The organism is Arthrobacter sp. Y3224198, assembly GCF_059090025.1.
This window is the reverse complement of the sequence record NZ_JBNHFG010000002.1, coordinates 116,501-134,518: the sequence shown is the minus strand read 5'-3', so window position 1 is coordinate 134,518 and position 18,018 is coordinate 116,501. Positions and strand designations below refer to the sequence as shown.

At 66.9% G+C, this 18,018-nt stretch carries 15 protein-coding genes; 8 read left to right on the top strand and 7 right to left on the bottom strand.

Annotated elements, in window-relative coordinates:
• Positions 1-139: 139 nt before the first annotated feature.
• Together AC5RUF_RS01845 and AC5RUF_RS01840 are read left to right on the top strand one after the other, a co-directional pair.
• A complete protein-coding gene (locus AC5RUF_RS01845) occupies positions 140-1,564 on the top strand; it encodes a helix-turn-helix domain-containing protein (RefSeq protein WP_494129596.1) in 1,425 nt (474 codons plus the stop codon).
• A 52-nt stretch (positions 1,565-1,616) separates the two neighbouring features.
• Positions 1,617-2,510, top strand: coding sequence for an Fpg/Nei family DNA glycosylase (locus AC5RUF_RS01840; RefSeq protein ID WP_494129515.1), 894 nt, complete (start codon positions 1,617-1,619; stop codon positions 2,508-2,510).
• Between the two features lie 104 nt (positions 2,511-2,614).
• On the opposite strand, the gene AC5RUF_RS01835 is transcribed toward AC5RUF_RS01840, so the two are convergent.
• From AC5RUF_RS01835 to AC5RUF_RS01825, 3 genes are all read right to left on the bottom strand, one after another.
• Complete coding sequence (locus AC5RUF_RS01835) at positions 2,615-6,415, bottom strand: S8 family peptidase (protein WP_494129514.1); 3,801 nt, start codon at positions 6,413-6,415, stop codon at positions 2,615-2,617.
• A gap of 413 nt (positions 6,416-6,828) precedes the next feature.
• On the bottom strand, positions 6,829-7,674 hold the full coding sequence (gene thiD, locus AC5RUF_RS01830) for a bifunctional hydroxymethylpyrimidine kinase/phosphomethylpyrimidine kinase (RefSeq protein ID WP_494129513.1): 846 nt from the start codon (positions 7,672-7,674) through the stop codon (positions 6,829-6,831).
• A gap of 119 nt (positions 7,675-7,793) precedes the next feature.
• On the bottom strand, positions 7,794-8,447 hold the full coding sequence (locus AC5RUF_RS01825; RefSeq protein ID WP_494129512.1) for a TetR/AcrR family transcriptional regulator: 654 nt from the start codon (positions 8,445-8,447) through the stop codon (positions 7,794-7,796).
• Positions 8,448-8,660: 213 nt separating this feature from the next.
• Between AC5RUF_RS01825 and AC5RUF_RS01820 the strand changes: the two genes are divergently transcribed.
• From AC5RUF_RS01820 to AC5RUF_RS01810, 3 genes are all read left to right on the top strand, one after another.
• Positions 8,661-9,398, top strand: coding sequence for a queuosine precursor transporter (locus tag AC5RUF_RS01820; protein WP_494129511.1), 738 nt, complete (start codon positions 8,661-8,663; stop codon positions 9,396-9,398).
• 722 nt (positions 9,399-10,120) lie between these two features.
• Positions 10,121-10,333 (top strand): hypothetical protein, encoded by a 213-nt coding sequence (locus AC5RUF_RS01815; protein WP_494129510.1) that lies wholly within the window; start codon positions 10,121-10,123, stop codon positions 10,331-10,333.
• Between the two features lie 131 nt (positions 10,334-10,464).
• Complete coding sequence (locus AC5RUF_RS01810; RefSeq protein ID WP_493998501.1) at positions 10,465-10,686, top strand: hypothetical protein; 222 nt, start codon at positions 10,465-10,467, stop codon at positions 10,684-10,686.
• 182 nt (positions 10,687-10,868) lie between these two features.
• Here AC5RUF_RS01810 and tgt read toward each other — a convergent pair whose 3' ends face one another.
• A complete protein-coding gene (gene tgt / locus AC5RUF_RS01805; protein ID WP_493998500.1) occupies positions 10,869-12,143 on the bottom strand; it encodes a tRNA guanosine(34) transglycosylase Tgt in 1,275 nt (424 codons plus the stop codon).
• A gap of 379 nt (positions 12,144-12,522) precedes the next feature.
• Here tgt and AC5RUF_RS01800 point away from each other — a divergent pair, with 379 nt between their 5' ends.
• A complete protein-coding gene (locus AC5RUF_RS01800; protein WP_494129595.1) occupies positions 12,523-13,551 on the top strand; it encodes an FUSC family protein in 1,029 nt (342 codons plus the stop codon).
• Positions 13,552-13,572: 21 nt separating this feature from the next.
• Here the strand turns inward: AC5RUF_RS01800 and AC5RUF_RS01795 are convergent, their stop codons facing one another.
• Together AC5RUF_RS01795 and AC5RUF_RS01790 are read right to left on the bottom strand one after the other, a co-directional pair.
• Positions 13,573-14,442: a DUF6707 family protein gene (locus tag AC5RUF_RS01795; RefSeq protein ID WP_493998680.1), complete on the bottom strand. Its 870-nt coding sequence runs from the start codon at positions 14,440-14,442 to the stop codon at positions 13,573-13,575.
• A gap of 117 nt (positions 14,443-14,559) precedes the next feature.
• Positions 14,560-15,099 carry an NUDIX hydrolase family protein gene (locus tag AC5RUF_RS01790; protein ID WP_227913103.1) on the bottom strand — a complete coding sequence of 180 codons (540 nt, stop codon included), beginning with the start codon at positions 15,097-15,099 and terminating at the stop codon, positions 14,560-14,562.
• A gap of 128 nt (positions 15,100-15,227) precedes the next feature.
• On the opposite strand from AC5RUF_RS01790, the gene AC5RUF_RS01785 reads away from it, so the two are divergent.
• A complete protein-coding gene (locus tag AC5RUF_RS01785) occupies positions 15,228-15,854 on the top strand; it encodes a YdeI/OmpD-associated family protein (protein ID WP_494129509.1) in 627 nt (208 codons plus the stop codon).
• 58 nt (positions 15,855-15,912) lie between these two features.
• Entirely contained in the window at positions 15,913-16,785 is an 873-nt protein-coding gene (locus tag AC5RUF_RS01780; RefSeq protein ID WP_494129508.1) for a class II glutamine amidotransferase, read from the top strand.
• Positions 16,786-16,812: 27 nt separating this feature from the next.
• Here AC5RUF_RS01780 and AC5RUF_RS01775 read toward each other — a convergent pair whose 3' ends face one another.
• Positions 16,813-17,940 (bottom strand): glycoside hydrolase family 76 protein, encoded by a 1,128-nt coding sequence (locus AC5RUF_RS01775; protein ID WP_494129507.1) that lies wholly within the window; start codon positions 17,938-17,940, stop codon positions 16,813-16,815.
• Between the last annotated feature and the right edge of the window lie 78 nt (positions 17,941-18,018).

The window sequence follows — 18,018 nt, the reverse complement described above, 5'->3', positions numbered from 1 at the left end:
GTTTTTCTATGGAAAGAAATGCGTTTCTTCGCGTATTGTGAAAAACGTGACGAGTGCAACATGGAACCGGCCCAGTCCCGGACCCCGCAAGCGCGGATCGGCCGCCGGAAAGCAGTCCGGAAGCGATACCGAGCGCACCCTGGATGTGATCAGCCTGGGCCGCCGGGTCCGCCATCTGCGCAAGGCCAAGGGCATGACCTTGGATGACCTGGGCGCCGCCGTCGGAACCGTGGCGTCGCAGTTGTCCCTGATCGAAAACGGGAAGCGTGAGCCGAAGCTCGGCATGATGCAGGCCCTGGCTGCCGCGCTGGATGTCAGCATCGATTCGCTGCTCGGCGCGGAGCCGCCCAGCCGTCGGGCCGCCCTGGAGATCGAGCTGGAACGGGCGCAGCGCGGACCGTTGTATGCCTCGCTCGGCCTGCCCAAGGTGCGGATCGGCTCCCGGCTGCCGCTGGACGTGCTGGAATCCCTGGTCGGACTGCAGGCCGAGCTGGAACGCCGGCTCAACGAGCAGGTGGCCACCCCGGAGGAGGCACGCCGGGCCAACGGCGAGCTGCGGGCCATGATGCGGGAACGGAACAACTACTTCCCCGAGTACGAGGCCGAGGCGCAGAAGGTGCTGCAGTCCGTGGGGCACACCTCCGGGCCGCTGTCCCAGCACGTGATTGCGGATATTGCCGCGCACCTGGGCTTCAGCCTGCACCATGTGAATGACCTGCCGCACTCCACCCGTTCCGTCACCGACCTGAAGAACCGGCGCATCTACCTCACCCAGTCCCAGCGTTCGGACCACGATCCGCGCTCGGTGCTGCTGCAGGCACTGGGGCATTACGTGCTGCAGCACCAGACACCCAGCAGCTACGGCGAATTCCTCAGCCAGCGGGTGGCCACCAACTACTTCGCCGCCGCGCTGCTGCTGCCGGAGAAAGCCACGGTGGAGTTCCTGCAGCGGGCCAAGGCTGCCAAGGAAATCGCCGTGGAGGACATCCGGGACGCGTTTGCCGTCTCCTATGAAACCGCGGCGCACCGGTTCACCAACCTCGCCACCGAGCACCTGGGCATCCCGACCCATTTCCAGAAGGTGCACGAGAGCGGGATTGTCTACAAGGCCTATGAGAACGACGGCGTGACGTTCCCGGCGGACCACACCGGCGCCATCGAGGGCCAGCCGATCTGCCGGTACTGGACCTCGCGGGAGGTGTTTTCGGTGCCGGACCAGTTCAGTGCGTTCAACCAGTACACCGACACCCCGGCCGGCACCTACTGGTGCACCGCCCGGGTGGAACGCGGTTCCGCCGGAAAGTTCTCCGTGAGCATCGGACTGCCGTACCAGCACGTGAAGTGGTTCCGCGGCCGGGACACCACCGAACGGTCCAAGTCCCGCTGCCCGGACCCGGACTGCTGCCGCACGCCGCCCGGCGAGCTGTCCTCGGAATGGTCCGGCTTCGCCTGGCCCAGCGCCCGCGCGCATTCGCACCTGCTGGCCGCGCTGCCGCCCGGCGCCTTCCCCGGTGTGGATGAAACCGAGGTGTATTCGTTCCTGCAGTCGCATTCGGAGCAGTAAGGCATCAGGCAGGGGAACTGACGCACAACCCAAGACGCACTAGGGTGAATCCATGCCTGAGATGCCCGAAGTGCAGGGACTCGTTGACTTCCTGCGGACCAAGCTCATCCCGTCGGACTCGCCCCCGGCCGTGATTCGGGACGTGGAAGTGCTCTCCTTTGCGGTGCTGAAGACCGCCGGCGTTCCGCTGGACGCACTGCACGGAGAGGCGGTCACCGCCGTGGACCGCCGGGGAAAATTCATAGTCCTCACGGCCGGGGAGGTGCACCTGGTGATGCACCTGGCCAAGGCAGGCTGGCTGCGCTGGTCGGACGCCTTGAAGCCGGGCCGGCTGCGGCCGGGGAAGGGCGCCATGGCGCTGCGGGTGCGGTTCGCCGCGGCTACCGGCGACGACGGCGGGAAGGAACCCGGCTTCGATCTGACCGAGGCCGGGACCAAGAAGTCCCTGGCCGTGTATCTGGTGCGCAGCCTGGACGAGGTGCCGGGGTTGGCCCGGCTGGGTCCGGAAGCGCTCGACGTCGGCTTCGACGCCTTTTCGGACCTGCTGGCCGCCCATCACGGCCAGATCAAGGGCCTGCTCCGGGACCAGTCGGTGATCGCGGGGATCGGCAATGCGTACAGTGACGAAATCCTGCACGCGGCACGGCTGTCACCGTTTGCCAATGCGGCCAAGCTGGACGCGGACCAGGCCGGGCAGCTGTTCGTGGCCATGCGCACCACCCTGGAAGCCGCCATTGAGGGTGCCTCCGGACGGCCGGCGTCGGAACTCAAGGACTCCAAGCGGCAGGCACTGCAGGTCCATGCCCGGACCGGGCAACCGTGCCCGGTGTGCGGGGACACCGTCAGGGAAGTCTCGTTTGCCGATTCCTCCCTGCAGTACTGCCCCACCTGCCAGACCGGCGGCAAAATCCTGGCGGACCGCCGGATGTCCCGGTTGGATAAGTAGAGCCGCAAAAGCAGCAGCGGACCCCGGCGTGTGCCGGAGTCCGCTGCTGTCTGGCCAGGGGTTTTATCCCGGCTCGGAGTTACCTCCGCACCGGGATTACGGGCTTAGCTGCGGCCACCTCCGTGACCGCCGCCGTGGCCGTGGCCACCCTTGCACTTCTGGCCTTCGAACTTGGCCTTGTAGCTGGCCTTTTCAGCCTTGCCCTTGCCGGTGAACGTGTAGTTCGCCGTGACTTCGCCGCCCTTGATGGAGGACTGCTTGGTCTTGATGCTCACCGACTTGCTCTTGCCCGGGGACAGGTTGTTGACCGTGACGGTGCCGTAGTTGGACTTCACCACCACGTTCGCCTGCCGGGTACCGGTGTTCTTCACCGTGACGGCAATCTCCGCACCCGACCCCGAGCACTTGCTGACCGCGCTGACCGGATTGGCCGGCGTGGGCTTGGGCGTGGGGGTCGGCTTGGGTGTCGCCGTCGGCTTCGGCGTTGCCGTGGGGGTCGGCTTGGGTGTCGCCGTCGGCTTCGGCGTTGCCGTCTGGGTGGGAGTCGGCGTCGGCGTTGCCTTGGCCGGAACCTTGATCGGCAGTACTTCCGCACGCCCGCCGTCGCCGTTGGTGCCGCTCAGGTCACCCGTCGCGTTGTGCAGGTGCAGGAACAGTGCCTTGGCGTCGGTGGTGCCGGCGCTGCGGGTCACATCGATCTTGGCACCATCGATATCCGCGAACACCGCACTCGGGGCTGCACCGGTGAAGGACAGCGCCGGGTTGGCGGCATCAAACGGAATGTACTCCGTGGTGTCCACCGGAATGCTCTCGCCCAGCTCATTCACGTTGTACGGGCTCCACGTGGTGACCCGGTACTTGAACGGCGCCGAAGCGGCGTTCACATCCAGGCCCAGGGCCGAGGCCCGCACCGGGAGGGTCACCGCATTGGTGTCGAACGTGTTGGAGTCCGTGTTGCCCTGCAGGCCGTTGGCTCCGGTCTGGAACACCATGGTGGCCGTGCCGTCCGCATTCAGCCGGTAGGTCGAGACGAGGACCAGGTCCACGTCATCGGTCCGGCTGGTGAACGTCACGAAGTCGGGAACCGAGTCACCGTTGGTGTCGATCTCCACGTCGATTTCGTACGCGGACCCGAGGTAGGGCCAGTTGTCCCAGGTGCTGACACCGAAGTTGACCAGTGAGGACGCCAGGTCCCCGCCGGCAGCCTTCACGCCCGGGACGGTGGAGGAAGCACCCACGGACTGCAGGTCCAGGGCGTTCATGGAATCCATCTTCACGGAGTCCAGCTTCGGGCTCTGCGCACCGAGGACCAGCGGCGAGACCAGGGACAGGTAGCGCGAGGCGCCCGTGCCCTGGTTGAGGTCGCGCCCCTGCAGGGTGACCGTGCTCTTGAGGGCCTCGGAGTCGGCGAAGGCGATTTCCTTGCCTGCGCTCATGTCCGACGTCGGCTTCGGCGCGGAGTAGACCGGAACCCGCAGTGTGGGCGTGCCGGCGGCCGCGAACTGCACCCGCCCGGACACATCCGCCAGGAACTGCCGGTTCATGCCCAGCTGCACGCTGTCAGCGGCCGGATCCATGGTCTTGGCCAGGGCGGCCGGATCGGAGATGCTCAGCGTGACATCCACGGTGGCTTTGCCGTTGGCCGGCACGTTCACCGAGGGGGTGGTGCTGATGACGACGCCGGGCATGGTGGATGCCTGCAGGTAGCTGACCTGGTAGGAAACGGGGCGGTCGGCCCGGTTCTCCACCGTGACCTGCTTGGTCTGCACCAGGGCTTCCTTGCCGAGCTCCAGCACACCGAAGTTCACGCTGGTCAGCGCCGGGTCCTCCGTCGCGTAGGCCAGTGCCTTGGTGCTGACCGCATCCAGGGCATCCACCCGGCCCGAGCCGACCCGGTTCGGGGCCTGGACGGCTCCGTTGGCGGTCAGCAGGTCATGGGTGGCGGTGTTCATGATGGCGGTCTTGACCTGGTAGGGATTCAGGTCCGTGGCCGCGTACACCAGGGCGGCGATACCGGCCACGTGCGGGGTGGCCATGGAAGTGCCGCTGCTGACGGACGCACCGTCGCCCGACCCCACCGACACCGAGCCGATGGACGAGCCGGGAGCAGCGACGTCGGGCTTCACCACGCCGTTGGAGCCGTGCACGCCGCGGGAGGAGAAGGAGCTGACGGTGTCGCCGGCCCCGGAGGGACCGGAGGTGGTGGCCTGGTAGGCCGGGGACAGGCGCAGCGTGAGGGTACCGGCGACGGCGGCCGGACGCAGCCGGTCCGAGGACTCGGCGTTCAGCTGGATACCGGGGATGGTGGCGTTGCCGCCGATGCCGGCGTCAAAGACCGAGCGCGGGGAATCCAGCACAACACCGGTGGCGCCGGCGTTCTGGGCGTTGTTGAACCGGACGCCGGACCCGCAGGGGAAGGCACCGTTCTCTTCCCACTGGATCCAGACCCACTTGCCGGTCAGGGAGCCTGCCGGGAACGGGTTGCAGCCGAAGGCGTTGTCCGCCGGGGCAGCCACCACGGTACCGGTGAGCTGGGCTTCCGTCACCGCCGGGTTGGAGTAGTTGAAGTTGGAGGAGTACTGCCCGGCTGCCGTTCCGGCCAGTTCGGCCGGGGCGAGGACATCGGCCCGGTCCAGGGTGACCTGGGAACCGATGCTGCTGGCCACCGTCAGCGCCGACTTGGCGTTGCCGGGGGAGCCGCCGACGTCGTACACGTCTCCGGCGTTGCCGGAGGCGACCACCGAGAGGATGCCCTGCTCGGTGAGCTTGTTGACAATGTCGTTCTCGGGATCGTCGTACGGGGCGTAGTCCGAGCCGAGTGACATGTTCACAACCTGCGCACGGTCGGAGAAGTCGCCGTCGCCGTTCGGGTCGAGGACGAAGTCCAGGGCCTGGCCCACCACCTCGGAGGAACCGGAGCAGCCGAAGACGCGGATGCCCACCAGGGACGCTTCGGGGGCGGAACCGGGACCGATGCGCATGGAGTTGACTTGTTCCGCGGTCAGGGTGGAGTAATTGCCGCGGAACGTGGTGCCGTCATTGTTCGTGCCGTAGCCGGCTGCGGTACCCGCGACGTGGCTGCCGTGCCCGCCGCAGTCCAGCGGGTTGAGGTCCGGACGCGGAACCGGCTGGTAGGTGGGGGAGTTGGGGTCGGCGTTGTAGTCGTCGCCCACCAGGTCATAGCCGCCGATGAACTTGGTGGAGTCGATCAGGCCGCTGTCGGCGGCGGGAATGGTGGGGGAGGCCTGCGCTGCGGCGTAGGCCTCAACCGTCCCGGGGCCGCCGAAGTCGCTGTGGGTGTAGTCGATGCCGGTGTCCAGAACGGCAATAGTGATGCCCTTGCCGGTCTGCTGGCGCTCCACCCAGGTGTTCAACGCGCGGGTATCGATGTCGGCGCCCTTGTTATCCACGGACTTCGGCACGATCTTGGTGATCCGCGCGACGTCCGCGCGGCCCGCGAGGTCGCGGATGGCCTGGGCGTCGCCCACAATGGCCGTGCCGGGGAGGGTGTTGGTGGTGGTGTAGAGGGTACTGGCGGCAGCCTCTGCCGCTACGGATTCGGCCTGGCTGGTGATGTTGCTGCGGATCTCTTCCACCAGCGGCTTGTTCACCACCGGCTCGGCTTTGCCTTCCTTGACCTCTTCCGGCTGCGTCTGCTCAAAGGCACCCTCGCCGGTGAACTGGACGTAGACGGAAACCTGTCCGGAGGCATCCCGCAGGCTGGGAGATACCTTCTGGGCCTGGAACTCTTCGACGGATATGCCCTGGGCACGGCCGTCGCTGTTGGTGGGATCTTCCGGGACCCCGGTGGCCTGGGCCGGCAGGCCCAGGGACGCCGTGAGTGCGAGCCCGGCAAATGCGGCAGTGAGTACCGCGCCGGGTTTGTGATGGATGGACAATCTCATTGCGCTCCTTGAACGTTCCACCGAGCGCTACCGGGCACGTCCAAGAGACTTTTGCACCGGCTGCTGACGCACTGCGGCAGGTTTTCCGTTGTGCCCCCAACCCCCGTCAGGAGTGTCAGCATGCACGTAACGGCCCCCAAACCAAGCAGCCGTAGGGGTCACAATAGAGGAGCAATCCGGTGGTGCAAAGGTTGGTGCCGCACACAGCGAATTATTTGTTTGGCTCTTGTTTTTTCACGGTTCAGGCAGTAGTTTTCGGCACCTGCAGACTAAAAACATAAACAAAAGGAGCCGCCCGTCGCCGGGGGCTCCTTTTTGTTTTTGGTATGGGAGTTTGCTGTTGGGAACCAGGGGTTTCCGGGCTGCCGCACCCGACTGCAGAGCCGACTACGAAGCCGGACTGCAGGGCCGGGCTACAGCGCCGGACCCTGCCCCGCGTTGCCCTGCCACAGGGCGTCGAACGGAGCGTTCGAGGAGACCCGGTTCCGGATGCCTTCGGTCACGAAGGCCTTGGCGGTCCTGGCAGCCTCCAGGGGGGTGGCACCCTTGGCCAGCTCGGCGGTGATGGCGGCGGCCAGGGTGCAGCCGGCACCGCTGACGGCCACGTTGCCCACCTTGGGGGCGCGCAGGACTTCCATGGTCTCGCCGTCGTAGAACACGTCGACGGCGTCGTCGCCTTCCATCCGCACGCCGCCCTTGGCCAGCACCACGGCTCCGCTGGCCTCGTGGATGCGGCGGGCCGCTTCCTTCAGGTCCTCCACGCTCTCGATGGAGTCCAAGCCGGAGAGGGACAGGGATTCAAAGTGGTTGGGGGTCACGAAGGTGGCCAGGGGCAGAATCTGGGCCTTGAGCGCCTGATCGGTGTCCAAGGCGGCTCCGGGTTCCTGGCCCTTGCAGATCAGCACCGGATCCAGCACCAGGTTCTTCCAGTCCTGGGCCTGCAGCGCCTTGGCCACGACGTCGATGGTGGCCGGGGTGCCGAGCATGCCGATCTTGACGGTATCCAGGTCATACGCCGTAGTGATTGCTTCGAGCTGGTCGGCAATAACCTGCGCATCCACCGGAACGAAGCGGTGGTTCCAGGAATCCTTGGGGTCGAAGGACACGATGCAGGTCAGTGCCGTGATGCCGTAGACGCCCAGTTCCTGGAAGGTCTTCAGGTCAGCCTGGGCGCCGGCGCCGCCGGTGGCTTCGGAACCGGCGATGGTCAGCGTTACGGCCGGAGCGGCAGCCGCAGAAGAGTGTGTGTTAGCAGACATGGCTCCATCTTCCACCCAAACCGGCAAACGCGGCCACCCGGCCCGGATGCCCGCCGGCGCTGCCCACCGGCGCCGCGCCGTCGTCGTGCGCCCGGCGCCTCTGTTTCCGCCCCGGCGAGCTACCCGTCCCGCCGGATCCCGCGCAGCAGGTGCACCACGTCCTCCACGATGTTCCGGACCACGGGAAGCCGCGAAAGGATGACCAGCTTGGCCACCAGCGGCGCCAGGTTGGCGGCGAGCCGGTGGGACCGGCGCTGCCCGGGGGACCGGTCATAGACCCAGAACAACGTGATGCCCATGTACATCAGCCAAAGCAGCTCGGACAGGTCGTCGCGGATGGCCAGCGGCGGCTGCGGCCTGGCGCTGGTGACGGCCTGCCGGAACATGGCAATCGATTTTCCGCGTCCGACGGCGGCGTGGGCACGGCGGTTGGGAGCCATGGCATCGCGCAGGAAATGCATGCCGAAGGCGTGGTACGGGGCCATGGTGTCCAGGCCGGAGGACAGGATGACCTTGAGGTTTTCGCCGAGGTTGTGGCCCTCGCGGATCAGCGGCAGCGCCATTGAACGGTGCTCGTCCTGCAGGGACGAGTAGAGCTCGTGGATGAGGTCATCCTTGGAACGGAAGTAGTAGTAGGCGTTGCCCACGGACACGCCTGCCTCCAACGCGATGGCGCGCATGGTGGTCTTTTCATAGCCCTGGACGGAGAACAGGCGAAGTGCCGTATCGATGAGGAGCCGGCGCGTCTGTTCGCTCTTGACGGTGACGGCCAATGATGCTCCCTTATGCAGTATTTCCAGCGATCAGTAGACCACAGTTTTGAACATGTTCAAAACAGGCCGGAAGGGGTCGGATTCCGCGGCAGGCCGGGACCGGGGCCGGGGCATGGCAGAATGGATGCGGTCCTACGGGACCGCCCGGGGCAGCGGGCACAGTGCTAATACAGCCGGCGAGAGCCAGGCGAACCACTACCGGAACGGAATGCCATGGATGTACAGCCACGGGCAGCTGCGAAAACCGCTGCAACGTACGCCTCCCGCGGGAGCTCCCACTATGACCTGATCCTGACGCTGATGTGCGTGGTCATCGTCATCTCCAACATCGGCGCCACCAAGGGAGTGCAGTTCGCCCTTCCCGGCGGCTGGGAGATCGTCACCGACGGCGGATTCTTCCTCTTCCCGCTCGCCTACATCCTCGGCGACGTGGTCAGCGAGGTCTACGGTTTCAAGGCCGCCCGGCGGGCCATCTTCACCGGCTTTGCGATGGCGCTGCTGGCCGTGGTCAGCTTTGCCATCATCATTGCCCTGCCCGGGTTCACCGACGACTACGGGCTCGAGAAGCAGGCCGCGCTGGAGACGGCGCTCGGGCCGGTGTGGCAGATTGTCGGCGCCAGCCTGATGGGCTTCCTGGCGGGCCAGCTGCTGAACTCGCTGGTGCTGGTGCGGATGAAGGAGCGCTTCCGGGAAAAGGCCCTGGCGGGCCGGCTGATGGCCTCCACCGGCGTGGGGGAGTTCGCCGACACCCTGATTTTCTGTGCCATTGCCGCTCCCGTCATCGGCATTACCGACGCCGGCGGGTTCTTCAATTACGTGCTGTTCGGGTTCCTCTACAAGACGCTGATCGAGTACCTGTTTGTGCCCGTGACCGCCGTGGTAATCCGGTTGATCAAGAAGCGCGAGCCCACCTATGCGGAGCCCGCACTGGAGCCGACGCCGGCGGGATAGATTGCGCGGCCAGGTTGGCGCGGCAGGTTGGCCGGGGAATCGAGAAGGCACGATTTACCGGCGGGGGAATCGAGAGGGCACGATTTACCGGTGGGGGAATCGAGAGGGCACGATTTACCGGTGGGGGAATCGAGAGGGCACGATTTACCGGTGGGGGAATCGAGAGGGCACGATTTACCGGTTTCCGGGCGAAAAACGGTAATTCGTGCCTTCTCGTTCCGGTGGCCGGCCCGTCCGGCTCAACGGTCGGTCCCGGTTGGCTGTTCTGCTGCCGCCGGGGTGCGGCCCGGGCTTTCTAGCGGACATCTGCTGCCGCCGGGCGGGGGCGGGGCTTCCGAGCGTGGCATCTGCTGCCACTTTGTCCAATCGCTCCCGTTTTGGGTTTTTGCTGCCACATAAAGGTGGCAGCAGCAGCGCAAACTGGTAGCAGTTTCCCGATCCGACCGGGTTTAGCCCGCCCCCTCCATCCGGACCCATCCGCCCCGTCCGGGCCCCGCCAGCCAGCCCCGCCCCTCCATCCGGACCCATCCGCCCCGCCCGGGCCCCGCCAGCCGGCCCCGCCTCCGTCCGGACCCATTTCGGACCGCTTCCGGCCCCGCTACGGGGCGATCGGTGCCGTGATGCCCAGCGAAACCGGGGGAAATCTTCCGCTGGTTGTGCAAGGGTAGGGGGATACGCGTTTCACTTGCTACTCACACCCTGAATCCGGCAGGAGACAAGACATGAGCAGAGAAGATCCGGTCCCCAACGCGGGAGCGAAGGCAGTAGACGAGAACCTGGCGGGAAGCCGCGACGAGTTCAACGATGAAGTCACCCAGGCGATGATTGAGGATATGCAGCAGGACGACAGCCCCGGTGACAGCGAGCGGGACTCCCAAGCCGCCCTTGAGGTGGATGAGGAAACGCCGGCGACGCCGGGCAAGGCCTCGTCCTGAAACGCAGCCCTCGGGGCTTCGTCAGCCCGATAAGTCCGCGAGGAATCCCGGGCAAGGACCGCCAATAAGCAGCGGGATTTCCCCCAGCAGCCCGTAATCCACAGCAAGATCCTTGATTCCAGGAGGACAGCATGGCCGGAGACAAAGACTTCGAACACAACGAAACGCAGGCTGAGGAACAGCTGCAGATAGTGGATCCGCCCGCTCCGGGCGAAGACGGCCAGAAAAACGGCCAGCAGCAGGCCGGCGGCGCGCCCACCGGCGGGCCGGAGGACCCGAGCGCCGCGGACCAGAACCCCACCGGCGAAGCGGACGAGCAGGAAAACGAGCCGCTCCCGCGCACTTGGAACTAGACGGACCCGAACGACGCGGACCTGAAACCAGGCGCACCCTGGAACCAGAAACCTGGAACTAGGCAGACCTGAAACCAGGCGAAACCTGAAACCAGAAACCAAGCGCACCTGAAGCCCGGGAACGAAACAGGCAGCTCGCCGGCGGGAACCGCTGCCGGCGGGCTGCCTGTTCCAGTTAAGGGCTACTGCCCGCTGTAGTACTTCCCCAGCACCTCGGCCTTGAAGTCGAAGAAGGAGCCGTCTTCGATGGACAGGCGGGCGTCGTCCACGAGTTTCACGGTGAACCGCTCGTTGTGGATGGAGATCAGCGTATGGCTGACCATCTCGTTGGCCTTGAACAGGTGCTGGATGTAAGCCCGCGTGTAGTTGGTGCAGGTGTAGCAGTCGCAGCCGTCCACCAGCGGCCCGAAGTCCTTCTTGTACTTCGCATTGGAAAGGTTCTTGCGTCCGTACGGGGTGTAGAACGCAGAATTGCGGGCCACCCGGGTGGGGGAGACGCAGTCGAACGTGTCGGCGCCGTTCTCGATGGCGGTAAAGATGTCATCGGGCTCGGAAATGCCCAGCAGGTGCCGGGGCTTGTTCTCCGGAAGTTCCTCGGTGCACCAGCGGACAATGGTGCCGAGGTTTTCCTTCTCGAACGCCCCGCCCAGTCCGAACCCGTCAAAGTCCATGGCACCCAGATCGCGCGCTGCCTTGCGCCGCAGATCCTCGTACTGGGCGCCCTGCAGCACGCCAAACAGTGCCTGGTAGGGCTTGCCTACCCGTTCTTCGGTGAGCCGGTTGTGCTCGGCAAGGCACCGCAGGGCCCACAGGCGGGTGCGTTCCAGCGACATTTCCTGGTAGCCGCGGGAGTTCATCAGCGTGGTCAGCTCGTCAAAGGCGAACATGATGTCCGCACCGATCTTGTGTTGGACCTGCATCGAAATCTCCGGGCTGAACCGGTGCTTGTCGCCGTTCAGGTGCGACTTGAACCAGACGCCGTCGTCATCAATGTGCGCCAGGCGCTCCTTGCCGGGCGCGACGTCGTCGTCCGCTCCCGTGGCATGCGTGGTGCCGTCGGCATTCATGTTGATGACCTTCTTGAACCCGGCGCCCAGGCTCATGACCTGGAACCCGCCGGAATCGGTGAAGGTGGGGCCGGACCAGTTCATGAACTTCCCCAGGCCGCCGGCCTCGTCCAGGATGTCCGGGCCCGGCTGGAGGTACAGGTGGTAGGCGTTGGCCAGGACGGCCTGCGCGCCCAGATCGGCGACGGACTCGGGCAGCACGGCCTTGACCGTGGCCTTGGTGCCCACAGCAATAAAGGCCGGCGTCTTGATTTCCCCGTGCGGCGTGGAGATGGTGCCGGTGCGGCCCTGGAAGCCTCCTCCGTTCGCCTCTACGCGGGCTTCGGCCGCTGCCGGGGCGGTTTCGCGCAGGCGCTTACCGAGGGTGAAGGAGAAGGCTGAAGAAGACACCCTTCCATTTTGCCTTACCCCGGGTAACGCACGCGCGCCGGGGCGGGTACGACGGCGGGACACGGCGATGCCGGAGGGGCGCCGGACAGGCATCGGGGCGGGTACGACGCCGGGACGCCGCGACGCCGGACAGGCGCCAGGGCGGGCACGAAGACGCGACGGTGCCGGGAGGTGCGCCCCGGACGACGCCGCCGCTACCGGGGAAGGCGGCGTGCCGGTGGGAGGTTCCCCACATTTATTCAGGCCGCCGCACCTCCGGCGATACGTTGGATAGGCGGATTTCTGCATCCGGAAGTCAACCCCGGGCAACAGCCGCACCACCACTCCCGATGCCCCGGTACGAAAGGCTGTGCCTGCCCCCTTGACCCATTTGCGAGAGATGTTTCGGATCGCCCCGGCCCACAACGACCACCACGTGGCCATCCGGTGTGCCATCGGCATAGGTTTGCCGCTCTTGCTGGTACTGGCGCTGGGGCGGATCGACCTGGCCATCTTCGCGTCATTCGGGGCGTTCACCGGGATCTATGGCCGCAACGAACCGCACCGCCAGCGGCTGGGCCACCAGGCCCGCGCCGGGGCACTGATGCTGGCGGTCATCCTGGCGGCGGCGCTGTCTGCACGGCTGGACCTGGACGCGTGGGGCACGGTCATTGGCACAACCGTGGTAGCCGCGCTGGGCACCGTCGTCACCGGGTTCTGGCGGCTCCGGCCCGCGGGCTCGCTGTTCCACATCTTCGCGTTTGCAGCCATCTCCTCGGTGCCGAACCAGCCGCCGGTCTGGCAGGGCATGCTCGTCGCCGTCCTGACCGTGGCTTTTTCGATCCTGCTGGGCCAGTCCGGAATGCTGGCCCGCCGGTACCGGACGGACTGGAGCCGGCCGGTCCGCCCCCGGTTTTCGGCTGCGCAGCGCCGGTTCATCTACATTGACGGGTTGCTGTACGGCATAGCCGCCGCACTGGCCGGGTCCATCGCCACCCTGCTGGGGATCGGCCACAACTACTGGGCCATGGTGGCCGCCACCGTCCCTTTGATCGGCCAGACCGTACGGCACCGGGTGCACCGCGGTCTGCAGCGCATCCTGGGCACTTTTGCCGGCCTGGTCCTGACCGCCCTGATCCTCTTCCCCGGCCTGGAGCCGTGGCAGATGGTGCTGGTGATTGCCGCCTGCCAGTTCGGCGCGGAAATGCTGATCGCCCGCCAATATGCCCTGGCCCAGGCTGTGGTCACCCCGCTGGCCCTGGTCAGTACGGAACTGGCTCACCCCAGCAACCCGGTGCAGCTGCTCACGGACCGGGGGCTGGAGACACTGATCGGCGCCGCGGTCGGCATGGCAGTGGTGGTTGCGGTGCATCTGCGGCAGAAGCACCTGGAAACAAAACAGCAGCGCCACAACCCTGCGGCAGGTTAGCGGCAGCAGCAGTAACGGAGCTCAGTCCTGGCGAACGGCGATCAGCTCGGTGCGGATCCGGCGCTCCAGCTCGGCGTCGGCCAGTGTCTGCGAGCCGCCGTGCGCCCGCAGGTACAACAGGGCGTTCAGGCGCAGGACGCGCCATTCCCGTTCTTCGGACTCGTTTCCCGCCTCGGCGGCACGGTGGATTTCCCGGTCATAGAGGTTGGGTTCGTTCAGCTGGCGCTGCAGCAGCTCGGCTGCCAGCTTGGCCTTCAACGGGTCCGTTTCGGACGCATCGGCCGCACGCACCGCCTGGCTGTAGGCGGCGGCACTGTCCTCGTCGCCGTTTTCGTGGGTGATGTGGGCGGCCAGGGCCAGAGCGCCCTGGATCCAGTTCCATCGGCCGAAATTGCCGTCGAAAGGCAGGCCGGTGATGACGTTGCAGACCTTCAGGGCGTTCGCGGCATCGCCCAGGTCCACAAACAGCAGGTAGGCCAGGTCCCGGACGTCCTGGAGGTTGCTGCCGGACTTGACGTTCAGTCCGCGCTCCAGCCGGGCCGCGATGTCCTGGACGGCAGCGTTGCCGGGATGGGCCGCGGCCGCTTCGGAGATAATCTCCGCCGCGTTGTCCTCTTCGGAGGGCACCTGACGGACGGCGTCGGACGGGTCTCCCTCCGGAGCCGGGGCCTGCACCCGGACGGACGAACCGTGGGCCAGCCGCAACGACTGTCCGTCTTCGAGCTTGACGATCACCAGTGCCGGCGTGCCGAAATCGTCGTCCTCCACGCTGGTTCCCGCCACGGGAGCCAGCGGTGCTGCGCCGCCGTCGGCCGGGACAAGCCTCTGGCCCGGTGCTAGCAGTTCCGCATTGACCCGGAACGCATACGTTTCCGGCAGGCTCTCAGACATGGCGATTCCTTCGTGGTTGGACCTCGGCTCCCCAGACCTTCCATTATATAAAGCTCAGGTAACGCCGCCCCGGTAGTTCCGCCGGGGCGGCGCCGTGAGCCGTCGCACGCTGGCCGGTCAGCGTCCCCAGCCGGCCGAGGCCAGGGCCTGGCGCAGCAGATCGCCGCGGCCGCCGGAGAACTCGGCGTAGATGGCCGGGCTGAGGGCTTCCTCGGGGGTCAGCCAGGACAGTTCCAGCGCGTCCTGGCGCGGATCGCACTCACCGGTGACCGGAATCAGGTAGGCCAGCGCGACGGCGTGCTGGCGCTCGTCCGTGAGCCCGCTCTGGGACGGGGAGGGGAAGTACTCGGCTACGGCAAACGGCACGAGCGTGGGCGGCAGCTGAGGCAACGCCATGGGACCGAGGTCCTTTTCCAGATGGCGCAGCAGGGCGCCGCGGATGGTTTCGCGGTACATCACCCGCCCGGAAACGAAGGAACGCACCATCCGGCCTTCCGGGGTGGCCTGCAGCAGCAGTCCCACCTCCGTCACGTAGCCCAGCGGATCGCATCGCACCGGAACGGCCTCGACGTAAACCATGGGCAGGCGCTGCCGGGCTTCGTAGAGGTCTTCCTCGGAAAGCCAGCCTGGATACGGGTCAGGAGTACGAACGTTCATAGGAGTGTTCTACCGCAAAGGCACCGGAGGAGTCATACGGCACGCTGCGCTTCGGCCATCGGCTGAACCGGAACCCAAACGCCGTAGGGGCTCTTTTGGTCCGCCGGCAGCAACCCTAGGCTTGATTCATGACACGGGAGCTCCCGGAGCTCCTCCTGCCGGATGCCGGGGCCTGGCGGGAGTGGCTGGAGCACAATTACGCCCGATCAACCGGTGTGCGGCTGGTGCTGGGCCGCAAGGGCGGCGCGGTGACAAAGCTGAACTATCGGCTGGCCCTCGACGAGGCCCTCTGCTTCGGCTGGATTGACGCCCAGGCGGACAAGCGGGATGAGGAAAGCTATCTCCAGCGGTTTCAGCCGCGCGGGCCGCGCAGCATCTGGTCCCTTCGCAACGTTGGGCACATCAACCGGCTGGAAGCCGAAGGCCGGATGCATCCGGCGGGCCGCGACGCCGTGCTGAGCGCCAAGGTGGATGGCCGTTGGGACGCCGCGTACGCCGGATCGGCGACGGCGGAGATCCCGGCCGATCTGGCGGCGGCCATCGCGGCGGTGCCCGAGGCGCAGCGGATGTTCGATGTGCTGACCGCCCAGAACCGTTTTGCCCTGTACTTCCGGCTGCAAAACCTCAAGACGGCCGAGGCGCGCAAGCGCCGGATCAACGCTTTTGTGGAGATGCTCAGCGAGCACCGCAGCCCGTACCCGCAGAAACGCGCACCCCTACCCTTGCCCGGGGCGGACGCGCCGGGGGACGCTTAGGAGCACCGCGGGGCCCCTGCCGGTCCGGCGGTTCCGTTCATCCCACCAGGAGGTCCACATGTGCCGGCTGTTCGGTATGCACGCGGGAACGGACCCGGTCCGGGCCACCTTCTGGCTCCTCACGGCGCCGGACAGCCTGGCCCGGCAGAGCCGCAAGGAGGCAGACGGGTTCGGCATCGGCACCTATGCCCGGGACGGCATACCCGTGCTGGACAAGGCACCCATCGCGGCCTATGAAGACGTCCAATACGCCCAGGCCGCCCGGGACTTGGAAAGCACCACGTTCATTGCCCACGTGCGGTACGCCAGCACGGGCGGGGATACCGCCGTTAACACCCATCCGTTTGAACAGGACGGACGCCTGCTGGCCCACAACGGTGTGGTGGAGGACCTGGATAAGCTCGAAGACCGGCTGCGGCAGCTGGACGTGTATGACCTGGTGAAGGGCGAAACGGACAGCGAACGGGTCTTCGCCCTGATCACCGGCCTGGCCCGGACCAACGGCGGGGACATCACGGCCGCCATCGGCACGGCGCTGACCTGGGTGGCCGAGAACCTGCGGCTGTACGCGGTGAACATCATCCTCACCACCGCCACCGACCTGTGGGCGGTCCGGTATCCCGACACCCACCCGCTGTACGTGCTGCAGACAACCGGCGCCGAAACCCAGGCCGAAAAACGCACCAACCGGATCAGCGTGCACAGCGAACAGATACGGCAGGAACAGCGCCCCGGCGTGCTGGTGGGCACCGAAAAAATGGACGACGACCCCAACTGGCGGCTGCTCGACGCCGGCGAGCTGCTGCATGTGGACAGGAACCTGCACATGGAGCGCCTGTTCCCGCTGCCGGACCACCCGCAGCACCTGATCACGCTGGCGGACCTGGATGCGCAGGCGGCGGCCTCGCAGCACCCGGAGAAGGTCGCCTGAAAGCGGCTTCGCCGCCGGGGTGCTTCGCTAACCGTCCAGTCCCGCCCGCCTGACGCGGGCCGACGCTTCAAGGATCATCCAGGCCTGCAGCTGGGTGGAAAGTTCGACGGCGGTCCCGCCCGGATACGTTGCGGCGGCCGGTTCCGGCGGACGGGACGAAAACAGCACCCAGTCCGCCCGCTTCCCGCGCCCCTCCCACAGGGCCTGCGCGGTGGCGTCCACCAGGCCGGCAGCCGTGCGGCGGGACGGCTCGGGCAGCGCCGGGGACACCGCAGCCTGCGCCAGGTACCGGGCCAGAATTCCCGTGAACAACCCGCCGTCCCCGGTGCCGTGCGTCTGCAGCACCTGCGGCGTCCCGCCGTCGTGCGTCAGGTGCCGGGCCACGGCACTGATCAGATCCGCCGCCCGGGCCAGGTTCGCGTTGCCGCCCAGCTCCAGCAGCGCTCCCAGCACCGGTCCCTGGTTGTAGGTAAACACCCGCGATTCCAGCTGCGGACGGCCGCGGACCACCTTCACCCCGTCCAGGTACAGGCCGGTTTCCGGATCCATCAAGGTGGCGTTCAACCAGTCCACCAGTGCCTGTGCCCGGTCCCGCGAGCCCGTGCGGACAAAATGCAGGGCAGCCGGGGCGGTTGCCGGGGTGTTCTTGAAATTCCGGTCCCGGTTCCAGTAGATGCCGCCGCCCAGCTCGGGCGTGTTCGCGGAGACCAGAGCTGCGTCCAGGGCCTGAAGGATCTTGCGGTAGGGCCGCTGCCGGTCGCGCGAGCCGGCCAGGGCGTTCAGGCGTCCCACCGCCAGGGCCAGCCACGCCATGTCGTCGTAGAACCGGTTGGTGTAGCGCAGCCGGTTGCGCAGCCCGATGGTCCGCACCAACGCCGGCGCCAGTTCATCAGCCGAGGGGTGCTCCGCGCCCCGGAACGGACTGCCGGTCCGGCGCTCCCGCAGGGCGGCATCCACCAGGGCGTCCAGGTAGTGCGCCTGCCACCAGTAATGCCAGGGCTGGCGCAGCTGCTGCAGCCGTGTGGCCGGGCGGCGGGTGGCGGCCAGATGGGTGCCGGGAATTCCTGCCAGCTGCCCGCCGAAAGCGGCGCTGACCGCGCGCGCGGCAGCCTCGGCACGCTCGTCTGCGTCCAGGTTCGGGTCCTCGAAGAGCATGGGCCAACCCTAGACCAGCCGCGGAGGATGCGGCACCAGCCGGGGCACAGTAGGCTCGGATCCTGCCATGTGACCTGC

Excerpts from the sequence above, each read along its gene's own strand:
- thiD (WP_494129513.1), bottom strand. The coding sequence starts at position 7,674 with ATGTCTGCTAACACACACTCTTCTGCGGCTGCCGCTCCGGCCGTAACG.
- AC5RUF_RS01810 (WP_493998501.1), top strand. The coding sequence starts at position 10,465 with ATGGCCGGAGACAAAGACTTCGAACACAACGAAACGCAGGCTGAGGAA.
- AC5RUF_RS01785 (WP_494129509.1), top strand. The coding sequence starts at position 15,228 with ATGACACGGGAGCTCCCGGAGCTCCTCCTGCCGGATGCCGGGGCCTGG.
- AC5RUF_RS01835 (WP_494129514.1), bottom strand. The coding sequence starts at position 6,415 with ATGAGATTGTCCATCCATCACAAACCCGGCGCGGTACTCACTGCCGCA.
- AC5RUF_RS01775 (WP_494129507.1), bottom strand. The coding sequence starts at position 17,940 with ATGCTCTTCGAGGACCCGAACCTGGACGCAGACGAGCGTGCCGAGGCT.
- AC5RUF_RS01780 (WP_494129508.1), top strand. The coding sequence starts at position 15,913 with ATGTGCCGGCTGTTCGGTATGCACGCGGGAACGGACCCGGTCCGGGCC.
- AC5RUF_RS01815 (WP_494129510.1), top strand. The coding sequence starts at position 10,121 with ATGAGCAGAGAAGATCCGGTCCCCAACGCGGGAGCGAAGGCAGTAGAC.
- AC5RUF_RS01840 (WP_494129515.1), top strand. The coding sequence starts at position 1,617 with ATGCCTGAGATGCCCGAAGTGCAGGGACTCGTTGACTTCCTGCGGACC.
- AC5RUF_RS01820 (WP_494129511.1), top strand. The coding sequence starts at position 8,661 with ATGGATGTACAGCCACGGGCAGCTGCGAAAACCGCTGCAACGTACGCC.
- AC5RUF_RS01790 (WP_227913103.1), bottom strand. The coding sequence starts at position 15,099 with ATGAACGTTCGTACTCCTGACCCGTATCCAGGCTGGCTTTCCGAGGAA.
- AC5RUF_RS01795 (WP_493998680.1), bottom strand. The coding sequence starts at position 14,442 with ATGTCTGAGAGCCTGCCGGAAACGTATGCGTTCCGGGTCAATGCGGAA.
- AC5RUF_RS01800 (WP_494129595.1), top strand. The coding sequence starts at position 12,523 with ATGTTTCGGATCGCCCCGGCCCACAACGACCACCACGTGGCCATCCGG.